An 11,655-nucleotide genomic window follows, 5' to 3' on the forward strand; every position below is an offset into this window, starting at 1 on the left:
TACAGTTGGCTGAGAGTCAGCAGGGGGGCAAATCACCTGCAAATAAACACGGCGCATGCTGGCGCGAATATCGCGGATGCGTTCGAGGACAGAAGAACCGACAGGCGGATTCTTCAGTCGCTCATCGTCCATCACAAAACCTTTGATCAGGTATTCCTGAAGCCGATTAAATATTGAGCAGTAGAAAATATCTGGATTGACTGTATTACAAGGGGTTGGAGAACGTCAGGAGAGGCAAACTGGCGGAAAGATCACAGGAGTCGAATATGAGTGTTAATGTTTTGATTTTAAATGATTAATCTGTGTTGGATAAATGAGTAACCCCCATAAGAACCCCCAAATAACTTTGTGTAAGGGAATGAAGCTAAAATACACAATCGAATCAATTCTTAGAGCTTTATTATGAAGGTAACACTCCCGGATAGTGTTTCGCAATAATATCATTCAGCCTGTCAACCAGTTCTGGTTTCCTGAACCTGATGTGCGCGGAGCCTTTCTTAAAGTATCTGATGCTGAACATCTCATCTTCATAGCATTCTTTACCCTGAACAGACCGGATGTGATCATCCAGACGAATAGTGATGTTTTCCCGGTTGTCGGGGATCGGTTTACCGCTGAACAGGTGCAACATTCTTTCCAGATCGGCGAGTCGGTCAGCCTGTTGCCCGGTGATAAGATGAAATCCCCACCGGTCCCACCTTACCAGGTTGTTAATGATAATTTTACTGCCAAATTTACAGGGGCAATTAGTTTTGTAATTCCAGCTCAGTCCCCTGAAGACGTTGATCACCCCTCGCTCAAACACTTCATCTTTGTTCTGGTGCAGTTGTTTAAATGTGCTCAGAATGTTCGCTTCGCTGATTTCCGGAAAATTATCGTATTCCAGTGACCGGTACCATGTCTCACGGGCCTGCGCATCCATTAATGACAGCATCCCAGAACGTTGCATCAGGTCACGCCAGATTTCGCGATCGAGATTGCGGGTGATGGCTTTCATTGCCGTTTCAGGTTTTTCCATCAGCCAGCAACCACAGCGAAAATCCTGTTTCATCGCCCAGTCCAGTGCGGCTTTACCGTCAATACTTTCTGTCATTGCTGAGATTTCTGCCAGTTGCCGGGTAAGTGTGTCGATTTGCAGCAGCGTACTCTTTCGTACAGCCAGAATGTGGCGGATACTGGTTGAGCAGATAACGTCCGTATGCCCGTTGACCACTTCCGGACGGGGGGCTGTGATTTCAGACATAATCGATATTCCTTTTTGCAGATAAATGAAAACGCCTGCCCTGTTCAGGCTGGCGTCAGTGGAATGAAGTCTGGTGAGTAAGACTCACCGGTTCTGGTACAGAAGCTGCAGTTGGCGCAGGGTACGGATATCCTCCCTGGCCTGTTCAATACAGGGCAACAGTGCTGCCGAATCCGTTTTGTCCTCATCGTTGTCAAAGATAATTTCCGATTCGCAGTCAATATTGTCCTGCAGCCACGCAATGAGGATATCCAGCGCTGTTTCAGTGGTTAATGGCATCACGCTCTGTATCACTGTATTGTCTTCCGGCAACTGATGAGGGCTGGCAGAAGTCGCCGGTGTTTCGGTAGCGTCATGTTCATCCACCACGCGGAGTGAATAACCGTTTTCAGCGACTTTGTTAATCAGTTCAGCGAGCTTAATACCATCGACGTCAACGACAATGCGCCCCATGTTCAGCGCCTGCGCATTAATGCTGTCGGCTTCCAGCGTCAGGGCCAGTTTCATTGTTTCGCCCCCGGATGTTTACCCAGGGTAATGTTATTTACCGTTCTGTAGTTGTCGCGTGTCATCAGGCCGGTTGCCCGGCGTGCCCGGAGGATATCAATACTGTTTATTAACTGAGAACGGGTACAGGCGCTGAATCCCGGCTGGTCGGTACGTACCAGTGCGTATTTTTCAACGAGAAAGTTCACCGCATCGCACAGTGAAATGCCTGCCTCAATATGCTGCTCAATCACACGTTCATCAGCGAACGGTGTGTCATTCAGCGTAAGGCCGTAGTGCTGATCCAGCAGTCGGGTGAGCAGTGTCTGCCAGATTTCAACCGGAGACGGGCGTGAACTGGCCGCCTGCCCGGGTAATACAGGTAATGTTTTCATACTGAAGATTTTCCTGATATGCAGAGATGAAAAATGGAAAAGTGGCGTGGTGAAAGCACCAGGCCGGAGCAGAAGGTTATTCTGGAGAGTTACTTTTTCGTTTCGGGCGTCGGATAAACAGCCATATAAACGTAGCCACAACTGCCGAGGGTGTCGGCTTCGCAGGTCAGCCCTTTTGCATACAGCGTGACGGTATGCTGATGGCGGGGATTCAGTTCACCGCTGGTGAGCATGAGTTCCAGTTGTTTCATCAGCAGCGGAAAGGCCTGGTCCAGGTGGTACGAATCCGCGTCGCTGAACCGCCCTCTAATACAGGCGCGGTCGGCAAGGTAATGCAACCGGTTGCCTTCCTGTACCAGACGGGCACCAAAACAGGGCGTCACGGTGCAGGGCAGTCCCCACCAGGTGCGGTCGTTATTGTCGTCGGGAAGCGTTGTCCCGGGGAGTGTGTCTGACACGATAAAATCCTCACAGAAAATTGGTTAAGAATGGTCCGGTGGTGGCGATAATTCTGCTCTTCTGAATGCCCTTCCAGACTCAGTTCAGGGTGACGCTCATCAGCCGGACATACGGACCAAAACTGTCCTTCCGGCGTTCTGCAAACACAGCCAGCACACCGGGAATATCCTGTACTTCACGGCCGGTATATGTATCCGTGCTACCGTGTCAGCGGTATTTACCGGTACAGAACGGAAAAAGACGGGATGCAGGATGCTGACGGTGAATACGCATGGCTTCACCACGGGTGATGATTTTCATGAGAATAGTCCTCCTGAATGTGAAAGTAAGAAACAGCTGAGAAAGAGAAACTGAAGTGATATGAAGGTGATTGTGACGGTGACGGGTTAAAGCAGACCGTGTTCCGCAAAGGAGAAAACCTGGCTGCCACCGATTATCAGATGGTCCGGTACCCGGATATCCACCAGGGCCAGTGCCTGTACCAGACGCTCAGTGATAAGGCGGTCTGCCTTGCTGGGGGTGACTTCACCGGACGGGTGATTGTGCGCCAGCACCACGGCAGCGGCATTGTGGTACAGGGCGCGTTTAATCACCTCCCGGGGATGGACTTCTGTGCGGTTGATGGTGCCAGTGAAGAGGGTTTCACCGGCAATCAGCTGATTCTGGTTATTCAGATACAGCACCCGGAATTCTTCACGCTCCAGTCCCGCCATGTTCAGAATCAGCCATTCCCGTGCCGCATGCGTGGAGGTGAAGGCCACGCCGGGTTCATGAAGATGGCGGTCCAGGGCTTTCAGGGCCCGCTGAATGAGGCTGCGCTCGCCGGGTGTCATCTCTCCGGGCAGAAAGGAAAGCTGCTGCATTGTCCCTGCCTCCATTCAGTCGATGATGCGCATAATGGCGCTGCATTCCGGATGCTGCAGGGCATAATCCCGCAGCCGGTAATAATGAACCGTCATGGCATAATTCTCTGTACGACAGGCGTGATGGCTGTACGCCATCAGACAGGCGGCAATGCCGGCGGCTTCCGGGCTCATTTCAGCGCGGTTACCGTTCATGACGTTAAACAGCACCCATGTTTCGTCATCATCGTCATCCGGTTCAGGTGCCATAAATGCGCCACCGTTGTTCAGGGTGTACAGATTCCAGATGCCCCCGCAGTAGTCTTCGCACAGACGGTCCATCCAGCCGAAGACACGGGGCTCCAGGGTCACCCACTGTGGAATAAGGCCAAAATGCTGCGGCCAGAAGCTGATACGTTGTTCATCAGGGACGGGAGTAGCAACCAGTTGGGGCTGGTTATTCCCTGGTGCTGTGGCTGAAGAAAGAGCAGTTGTGTTCTGAGAAACGATTTTCATGAGTGAAATCCTTACAATGTGTATAAATGAGAGGAAATAAAGGCCGGGGGCTGACAACATCACGTTCATCACTGACCGTGAGACCCGGCAATATCAGGGATGAATGATATTCGGCTGAAATTCCGGACAGCCGTACGCGTAACCGTTCCGGTCACAGACGGATGGCCAGAAGATGCCATTGCCTGTACTCAGTCTGCACAGACTGAGTTCTCCGGGGCGTCGGGTGATTCTGGTGCCTGAATCACGCCTTCAGGGACAGATTGCATCAGCGCAGGCTCTCCAGTAGCGTTTCTGCCATCACCCACAATGCGCGATTGAGCTTAATGTCGGTGTCGATGCTGTGAATGGCACGGGTGTGGATACGTTTTCCTCTGGCACTGCGACCGGAAATTCCGCCTTTCAGCATATTCTCCTGGATGGTCTGATAAGTACTCCACAGGTCCTTACCGTAATCCTCCCGGCGTCGTGGCGTCAGAATGTCGGCGGTGGTGACGGGGTGATGTTCGTCACCATAACGGTAAGTCAGTGCCGCCTGTGCCAGCGCCTGGCGTGCCGGTGGCGGCAGGACCAGCGACTGCATGGCATCACGCTTCTCCTCTATCCGGTCAAACACGCCCACCACCTCGTAAGCCCCTTCAATAACTTTCTCCACCACATTTCCCCGGTGTGGAACACGCAATTCTCCCAGAGACTGACCGCAGACCAGTCCATTGGTACAAATGGCACGAAAATATCCGGGTAACATCTGGTAGCTGGATGAACCGTCATGGGAGTTGAGCAGAATAATTTCAGGCACATGCTGACCGGTTATCTGTCCGGCCCGCCGCAGACGCAGCATATGTTTGGTATATTCCCGGCGGCTCTGGTCGCGCACACGGGTCTGGCAGGCGAAGAACGGCTGAAAGCCTTCCCGCTGCAGATTTTCCAGGACGGTGATGGTGGGAATGTACGCATACCGTTCACTGCGGGAGGTGTGCCGGTCTTCTCCAAAAATACTCGGGACGTGGTACATCAGTTCTTCGCGTGTCAGTGGGCGCTCCCGACGGATCTGATTTACATGACCAAAACGACTGGCTAATTGCATACTTTGCTCCTTATGAATGAATTAGCGGTATAAACGAAAAGGCCGCGTCTCCCGGAGAAGACGCGGCCTGATGGATGAAATGAAGACGTTTATTGCCTGAGAATTCCCTCACTGGCGAGATACGAATTTAGCTGTTTTCCGGCATCAGGTTCAAAATTCCAGCACCGCCAGCGTAGCTGCCCTTCGGCATTGCGGATAACCAGCCGGAAATGCGTTCCCTGGTCATCCTCAATAAGCACATTGCGGTAAGCTGTTGTGACGGCAACCGCCTGTTCGCGTGAGAAAGGGCCTTCGGGCAATAAAACAGGGTGGCAGTCCGACATACCGGCTATTTTCCGATAAATTCAACGCTGGCGCCGGTGGCATTACCGTCAGCACCAACCGTGACGGTCACTTTGTCGTACGCACGGTCTTCAGGATTGAATACTTCAAACTCAACCTTATTGCCTTTTACTTCGTAAGAGCCAAAATCAGCGGTTTCTGTTGTTTCCTCGTCATATTCCCGAGCGTATGCCTGCCGAGCAGCCTGCAGGACGGAATCTTTATTAATAGTGGTCGTCTGTTTCGGGGAAAAACCGGCAAGTGATGTGACAAATTTCGGACAGACCTTCAGCATATCACCGCGGGTGAATTCCATTCGTACACCAAATGCCTGTAAAACGGACACATCACGCTCTGCTATGGAGTGAACGGCTTTTTTGACCATTTCCGGCGCCTGTCCGATTTCCACCTCAACAGCCCTGAATCCCGTCTGCTGATTACACATTTGTGATGTGGGGATCAGGTTACCGTTAATACTGATACGGCTGCCCAGGAGCGTCTGTACACCATTCGGGCATCCCTGCATCAGGCCGGTAATACCAATCGTGCCATTTTTCAGCATTACCAGCGCCTGACCATCTTCCGTCATGGTCTGACACCAGCCGTTTTTGACAGCCCAGTTGCCGGCGGAGGCGGAGAATGATGCCACAGTGAACAGCAGGGGAAAAAGAGCTCTGGTATTCATGACTGACCTCTGAAATGAACGTACGGTGTTATTGATAATGATGGAAGGTATGCAGTGACTGTTCAGGGAATGACGTAGCCGTATATTTAGTTTTCTGTTCAACATATTGTCTCCATACCTGTCGGGACGGCTTTGGCAGGCCGGCGATCACAGGTTAAAGGTGTTGATAAGTTTATGGATGAAAGAGAAATGTGGCAGGGCGGAGATAAAACGCTCTTCAGCGACCAGACTGTGGATGTGGCCTCTCCGTTCAAACCGTTCTGATGTCAGGCTAACTGATTTGATATCTGCCAGAGGAAAGACCTGCAGTTTTCCCTTCTGTAACGCGATCAGATACCAGCTACCGCTGTAATAAATGAGCCGGCAGGGCTCCAGTGACGGATACCATCGCTCAGTCATCAGAGAGATGTGGATACACTGTCTTATTGCCAGGATGAGTTGCGAGAAACACTCGGGGAACGTTGCAGTGATATCCGGCGCCGGTAGCCAGATAAGGCAGGGAAAGGGCTCCTGGTTGTCGGTAAGACAGGTTATCAGTCGTCCGTTCCGGAGCGGAAGTATCCGTGCGATCCCGGTATTCTGTATAAAAGAAAGCATTTCAGGGATCGCACCTGGGCTGCTCTGTCGTCTGAGGCTGTACCTGCCATTTCTGTACTCTAAATCCAGGTGAACCAGACGCTGATGAAAATCGCGCTGTAAAGTACGTTCTGTAACGCCAAATTCATCTGACAGTGTTTTTAGTGACAGAGATTCTCCGGCCATCAGTCGGCTGATAATGAGTGATAAGCGAACCGCCAGGCGATCATGCCGGGAACGATTATCAGACATAGATGTGCACTCCGTAAGAAAACATCTTTTATTTCATGATGTTATTATGCATCATGATGTTGAAAGGATGTGTCGCATCCGGATAATCAGGAATAAAATGCAGCAGAAAAAATATTCTTTTAATTATCTGATTTTTAAGCATGATTTCATAAAAAGAAGAATGCTCGTTAATCCAGCGACACATCCTGTCGGCGTGAGTGTGTCAGAACAGACGCTCCCACAGTGTGATCAGCAGGTGGATAATGCGGTCCCGGGCTTTACGCAGAAGCTGTAACATCCAGGCCGGAAAACTGAAACGGGCAACGGCGACGTCAAAACTTTTCCCGATGGTTTCACCAAAAGTCTGTTGTGCGTGTTTCTGGGCCTGTTCAGAGCGGTTTTCTCCCCGGATATGTGAATACACCGCGCTGGTTGCCTGTGGTGGCAGTGCGTGGATCATCAGCGACACAAACGCTGGAAGGTTCCAGCCGACAGGTGCAGCAACGGAGAGTACCGGAAATGATGAAGGGAACAGGGTTGCCACCCGGGCTGTCACCGTCGCCAGTGAGAGCGCCTGCTGACGGGACGGGCATTTTTCTGTGGCATTCCATTCTTCAGCAGGAAACACGCGATCGGCATGGCTGAGAACAAACAGAAAACGCGAGGGATCTGCACCTTCATTCAGTAAAAACTGATGCATGGCAATATCGGCAGCATACGCACGTTCATCAGCCCGCAGGATCCAGATAATCAGATCCAGTTCCGGTAGCAGCTGACGATAAAGTGCCCGGTATTCCTGATCATGCTGCGGTGTTTCACCAATGCCGGGCAGATCGACCAGCGTCATTCTGCGTTCACCGAGTTGCAGGGTAAGACGATGAGCCTGGCGGGTGCAGCCGTTCAGAGGATGTGTGGCGCAGATACGGGACTGAAAAATGGCATTACACAGACTGCTTTTGCCTGTACCGGATTTACCCATAATGCCAATCACGGGCTCGTAATGAATAACACAGTGGAGATGTTCAAGGATTTTCTGGCGAATTTCTTCAGGAAGAAACGTCAGATATGATTTCACTTGTGCGGAGAGGGAAGAATGGCTGAATGACATACCGTTATCCTGTTGATTTCGCTGAACCGGATCACACTAATCCGGTTTATCATTCATGTAATATGGACGTGAAAAATGATGGAATGTCTGAATTACAGACATGATCGTTAAAGTGTAATGGAGTATGAAGTGAGTTTTTCCGAACGGGAACTAATGACATACTGCGGTTTCAGGAGATGAGAGGATGACCGGACGTAAAAACAAATGCGTCAGAAAAAATTGTAACAATCAGGTTTTCTCAGTAAAAATGGCAGTGGAGAAAAGACTGTGCAGAAAACATTATGAGAGGTTTTGTGAGCTCAAAAAAAGAAGAGAGCAAAATCCTGTTCACAGATTAAATGAAGCATTGCCAAGAAAGATAAAAGGACCCAAAAGTAAGAAAAAATTAGTAAAAGAAAGAGAAATCATTAACAGCAGGAAGAAACATAAACAGGAGCAGGGACCATCGCTGGCTGAACTTAATAAAAAAGTTCGTGAGATACTGAAAACTCCGGCATGGAGAACGCTGGAAACGAGAATTCGAAGAAACGGTATCACATTTAAATCAAAAGCAGAGTTAGATGTACTTTCTGAACTTTATGCAATTTATTCATGGGTTTCATATTGCAAACGGAGCGATAATTATTCTGTGTGGTTTTTGAATTGTCCGGATGTAAATATAAATCTTCATGTGTGCGAATGCAGGTCTTCTGAAAGCGATTGTTATCTACCATCCCGTTTTATTATCCTTCCAGCTCCATTAAGGCAAAAAGTAAAAAGAAAATACCCTGCTAATTCGTCTGGAGTGTCAGGATATAGTGATTCAAAAAGTCTTTATAAGACTGTTTTGTCTGTTTGTGGTGGGAAAAGAGAAACCGAATTGTTCTTTTATTCACTGCCAGTAAAGACTAATCATCATCCTTACTGGATTAAAAGTGGTGTGGTTAAAAGATTTCCGCCTATTTTTGGCTTGTTGTTTTATGAACAGGAAAGGTTAACAGGAGGTGTTTTTCGTTATGTGTTGATAAAGTTTTATAATGCTTTTAAGGAGAATTTGTTTTTTGTTGAGATTATCTCGTGCTGTTTTCTTGTTGAGTTTTTTCATGATATTGATTCATTTTTTATAAATCAACGATTAAGTAAGTTGGAAAGCTTTATAGATAAGTGGAGGGAGGGTAAAGAAATCTGGATAAAAGCATATCTACAACTGATACATAATGCATTGGGAATAACTGAAACAGAAAAACTCGTCAATCTATATAATTCATTTTTTACTGATAAAGTGGTTCTCTGGGATGAATCAGTAAAAAAAGTTAAGTGGATTTATGAGAAATAGCACCATTTAACTGAAAGCTACCATAACGTCTTTTTGATCACACGCATGATAATGCGTCTCATTTAAATTTCGTTTTTTGGGTCATGGAAATTTTCCGAACATCAGTGATAATGAGGGTTTTGTTGTTTTTGTTTCTGCAATGTTTGAGGGCTGTTCCTGGAGACGATTCGTTGCTTGTGAGCAAGTGGTGGTCCGCTTTACTGGAAAAGTTTTGCATTTGTTGAGTGGTGAAATGGAAGTAAAAAGAGCCCCTTTCTGGCAATGACTGAAAAAGTCAGTAGCGTGTGACAGTAAAAACTAACATAAAGTGATTATCGTATGATTATGACAATAACTTATAACTTTTATGAAAAGAACAACAGAAACTACGAAGCCATAACAGATTCCTGAGACCATGTTTTCTGAGGTAGAGAAAATAATTCAAGAGTAAACCAGTTTGTTTTTTGGTCAGTAAAGAACCATGCCTGATGTGAAAGCGGGTAATCAACATTCAGTCTGCATGAGTGTCTGAGAATGTTGCTAATGTCGGTATGATACTATATATACGTATTTTACTAAGTATTTTAACTAAGCATTTCAGTAAGTGTTATACACGTATTTTCATAAACACTTCTACAATTGTTTTCGTTAAGCATTGCTATACACATCCAGTTTAGTAAATCTTTACGTTAACTAAATCAGTTTAATGCTGCTGTAAAACCTTTCTGCTTCAGCAATCAATCTGCTATTCGATTTTACTGATGTTACGTTTAACCTTTCCTGAGATTTCGAGTTTCGACGTTAGCATGAGAAAAGTATCTTTACGCTAAATCAACCCGAACTTTCCTGAAGTAATCTGACGTTCTTTTCGATGTGCTTACAACGATTCTGTTAAATGACTTTCTGGATGTTTTGATAACAATCAGATTTAGGCATTAACGATTCCTGACGTTTTTCTTTTCCGTGTAAGGTCATTGTTTTCGTCATGAGGTTTCTTCTTGCATTGCGAAAGTGTGATGAACGGTTTTGGTGTTTTGATTCAGATGAAGTTTACGTTATCGATGGTTAATCGTTTTTATGGTGCGTAGTGAAACGTAACGCTTTCAGGAAGGGAAAATCGATTCTGATGGGGATGATCGTGTAACGGCGTTATCTGTAAACAGGTTTTAAACATGTCATTCGCATCCGTGATTGAGTTGTGTGATTAAGCTGTAGGTTTTGGCGTTGTTGTTGATTTGCATTACCAGGAAGCGTTCTGGTTGCGTTTCTGGTGTTTTGTTTGAATGTTCTGTGGATCCTTTTCCCTTCTGACTTTTCTCGTTGTCCATGTCGTTTTTAAATCCATTCGCTGTTCTTGAGTGTTTTTACCCTGTGTGTAGGATTATCTTTTTGTTCCGGGATGGTTTGTTCCGTTTCAATCACTCTTAATCAGAAAGTTGTAGCATTGCTCAATGCCGGATGCCGTAAAGTTTTACCGCGGTGATTAATGATGTGAAGTCAATCCAAATCAACGGAGATCTCTCATCATGAATCAACCAATACACAATGCTTACTGGTTATCCCGTTTTGACAGCCTTCTCGACAGTGCCCTGGCGCAGCACCGTGCCGTCTCGTTAATCCGGGTGGATTTACGTTTCCCTGAGTATATGCCTGTCACCATCATGGATCCCGATCCGGATTCAGCGGTGATTTCTCGTTTTTTTGCATCCCTGAAAGCCAAAATTCAGGCTTACCAGCGGAAAAAAAGATGTGCCAATCAGCGTGTGCATGCAACCAGCCTGGGTTATTTCTGGTGCCGGGAGTTCGGCAAGATGTATGGCAGGAAACATTATCACGTGATATTACTGCTCAACAAAGATACCTGGTGCTCGCTCGGGGATTTCAGCGAACCGTCTTCGCTGGCGACGATGATCCAGGAGGCATGGTGCAGCGCCCTGCATCTTGAGCCCTGGCAGGGTAATGGACTGGTTCATTTTTCCAGGCGGACGCCTTTCCGTAAACCGACATCATCTGATGCTCGCCCTTCTTCCGATGATACGCCTTTGTCGGGTGGATGTTCTGAAACCAGGAAGGTTTCAGACAAAAAGTCTGGTGAAGCCGCTGTTCTCTGGATCAAGCGTGGTGATGTGGAAGCGATGCAGAAAGCCCGGAACAGAGCCCGTTATCTCGTGAAGTATGAGACGAAGCAGCATGACGGTTCTGGTCAACGTAATTATGGTTGCAGTCGTGGGCTGGGGCGTCTACTGGATGGCAGGTGAACCCTGTAAAACAGCATCCGATGCCTGAGTTTATGCCAACGCCCTTAGCTCGCTTTCTGAAAAGTCGTCCTGAAGTAATGCAATGGATTGCCATCTACTTCCGTTCGTGACACATAAGTCGAAAAACGTTTGGTTGTTCTGGTTATTTGCATTTACT

13 protein-coding genes and 3 pseudogenes are annotated in these 11,655 nt (G+C 47.6%); 2 read left to right on the forward strand and 14 right to left on the reverse strand.

Features of this window, described 5'->3' with window-relative positions; all coding sequences use genetic code 11:
• The 14 genes and pseudogenes from rhuM to FQ015_RS22535 form a co-directional block, all read right to left on the reverse strand.
• A pseudogene (rhuM, locus tag FQ015_RS22470) lies at positions 1–162 on the reverse strand (RhuM family protein); the annotation flags it as partial.
• A 238-nt stretch (positions 163–400) separates the two neighbouring features.
• Positions 401–1,243 (reverse strand): DUF4942 domain-containing protein, encoded by an 843-nt coding sequence (locus tag FQ015_RS22475; RefSeq protein WP_001696593.1) that lies wholly within the window; start codon positions 1,241–1,243, stop codon positions 401–403.
• A gap of 84 nt (positions 1,244–1,327) precedes the next feature.
• Complete coding sequence (locus tag FQ015_RS22480) at positions 1,328–1,525, reverse strand: DUF957 domain-containing protein (RefSeq protein ID WP_086795284.1); 198 nt, start codon at positions 1,523–1,525, stop codon at positions 1,328–1,330.
• A gap of 48 nt (positions 1,526–1,573) precedes the next feature.
• Positions 1,574–1,750 (reverse strand): annotated as a pseudogene (locus FQ015_RS22485) (DUF5983 family protein); the annotation flags it as partial.
• Positions 1,747–2,124, reverse strand: coding sequence for a type IV toxin-antitoxin system cytoskeleton-binding toxin CbtA (cbtA, locus tag FQ015_RS22490; RefSeq protein WP_000854821.1), 378 nt, complete (start codon positions 2,122–2,124; stop codon positions 1,747–1,749). The gene cbtA and the pseudogene FQ015_RS22485, both read right to left, overlap by 4 nt.
• 89 nt (positions 2,125–2,213) lie before the next feature.
• A complete protein-coding gene (locus tag FQ015_RS22495) occupies positions 2,214–2,582 on the reverse strand; it encodes a type IV toxin-antitoxin system YeeU family antitoxin (protein WP_001285605.1) in 369 nt (122 codons plus the stop codon).
• A gap of 79 nt (positions 2,583–2,661) precedes the next feature.
• Positions 2,662–2,883, reverse strand: a pseudogene (locus FQ015_RS22500) (DUF987 domain-containing protein).
• An 86-nt stretch (positions 2,884–2,969) separates the two neighbouring features.
• Positions 2,970–3,446: a JAB domain-containing protein gene (locus tag FQ015_RS22505; RefSeq protein ID WP_004025728.1), complete on the reverse strand. Its 477-nt coding sequence runs from the start codon at positions 3,444–3,446 to the stop codon at positions 2,970–2,972.
• A gap of 15 nt (positions 3,447–3,461) precedes the next feature.
• Positions 3,462–3,941: an antirestriction protein gene (locus FQ015_RS22510; RefSeq protein WP_001696591.1), complete on the reverse strand. Its 480-nt coding sequence runs from the start codon at positions 3,939–3,941 to the stop codon at positions 3,462–3,464.
• 265 nt (positions 3,942–4,206) lie between these two features.
• A complete protein-coding gene (locus FQ015_RS22515) occupies positions 4,207–5,025 on the reverse strand; it encodes a DUF932 domain-containing protein (protein ID WP_001175153.1) in 819 nt (272 codons plus the stop codon).
• 89 nt (positions 5,026–5,114) lie between these two features.
• Entirely contained in the window at positions 5,115–5,348 is a 234-nt protein-coding gene (locus FQ015_RS22520) for a DUF905 family protein (protein WP_001278287.1), read from the reverse strand.
• Between the two features lie 5 nt (positions 5,349–5,353).
• On the reverse strand, positions 5,354–6,031 hold the full coding sequence (locus FQ015_RS22525) for a hypothetical protein (protein WP_001097301.1): 678 nt from the start codon (positions 6,029–6,031) through the stop codon (positions 5,354–5,356).
• Between the two features lie 147 nt (positions 6,032–6,178).
• Complete coding sequence (locus FQ015_RS22530; protein ID WP_089565402.1) at positions 6,179–6,859, reverse strand: helix-turn-helix transcriptional regulator; 681 nt, start codon at positions 6,857–6,859, stop codon at positions 6,179–6,181.
• A gap of 202 nt (positions 6,860–7,061) precedes the next feature.
• Positions 7,062–7,946: a GTPase family protein gene (locus FQ015_RS22535; RefSeq protein WP_000010391.1), complete on the reverse strand. Its 885-nt coding sequence runs from the start codon at positions 7,944–7,946 to the stop codon at positions 7,062–7,064.
• Positions 7,947–8,130: 184 nt separating this feature from the next.
• Here FQ015_RS22535 and FQ015_RS22540 point away from each other — a divergent pair, with 184 nt between their 5' ends.
• Positions 8,131–9,261 (forward strand): hypothetical protein, encoded by a 1,131-nt coding sequence (locus FQ015_RS22540; RefSeq protein ID WP_000147743.1) that lies wholly within the window; start codon positions 8,131–8,133, stop codon positions 9,259–9,261.
• A 1,505-nt stretch (positions 9,262–10,766) separates the two neighbouring features.
• Positions 10,767–11,498, forward strand: coding sequence for an inovirus Gp2 family protein (locus FQ015_RS22545; protein WP_160524532.1), 732 nt, complete (start codon positions 10,767–10,769; stop codon positions 11,496–11,498).
• Positions 11,499–11,655 lie beyond the last annotated feature (157 nt).

Source organism: Escherichia sp. HH26CH (assembly GCF_009820205.1).
In the GTDB taxonomy this organism is placed as follows: Bacteria; Pseudomonadota; Gammaproteobacteria; order Enterobacterales; family Enterobacteriaceae; genus Escherichia; species Escherichia coli_F.

Coding starts and splice junctions, on each gene's coding strand:
- cbtA (WP_000854821.1), bottom strand. CDS start 2,124: ATGAAAACATTACCTGTATTACCCGGGCAGGCGGCCAGTTCACGCCCG.
- FQ015_RS22535 (WP_000010391.1), bottom strand. CDS start 7,946: ATGTCATTCAGCCATTCTTCCCTCTCCGCACAAGTGAAATCATATCTG.
- FQ015_RS22510 (WP_001696591.1), bottom strand. CDS start 3,941: ATGAAAATCGTTTCTCAGAACACAACTGCTCTTTCTTCAGCCACAGCA.
- FQ015_RS22525 (WP_001097301.1), bottom strand. CDS start 6,031: ATGAATACCAGAGCTCTTTTTCCCCTGCTGTTCACTGTGGCATCATTC.
- FQ015_RS22540 (WP_000147743.1), top strand. CDS start 8,131: ATGACCGGACGTAAAAACAAATGCGTCAGAAAAAATTGTAACAATCAG.
- FQ015_RS22515 (WP_001175153.1), bottom strand. CDS start 5,025: ATGCAATTAGCCAGTCGTTTTGGTCATGTAAATCAGATCCGTCGGGAG.
- FQ015_RS22475 (WP_001696593.1), bottom strand. CDS start 1,243: ATGTCTGAAATCACAGCCCCCCGTCCGGAAGTGGTCAACGGGCATACG.
- FQ015_RS22530 (WP_089565402.1), bottom strand. CDS start 6,859: ATGTCTGATAATCGTTCCCGGCATGATCGCCTGGCGGTTCGCTTATCA.
- FQ015_RS22505 (WP_004025728.1), bottom strand. CDS start 3,446: ATGCAGCAGCTTTCCTTTCTGCCCGGAGAGATGACACCCGGCGAGCGC.
- FQ015_RS22545 (WP_160524532.1), top strand. CDS start 10,767: ATGAATCAACCAATACACAATGCTTACTGGTTATCCCGTTTTGACAGC.
- FQ015_RS22520 (WP_001278287.1), bottom strand. CDS start 5,348: ATGTCGGACTGCCACCCTGTTTTATTGCCCGAAGGCCCTTTCTCACGC.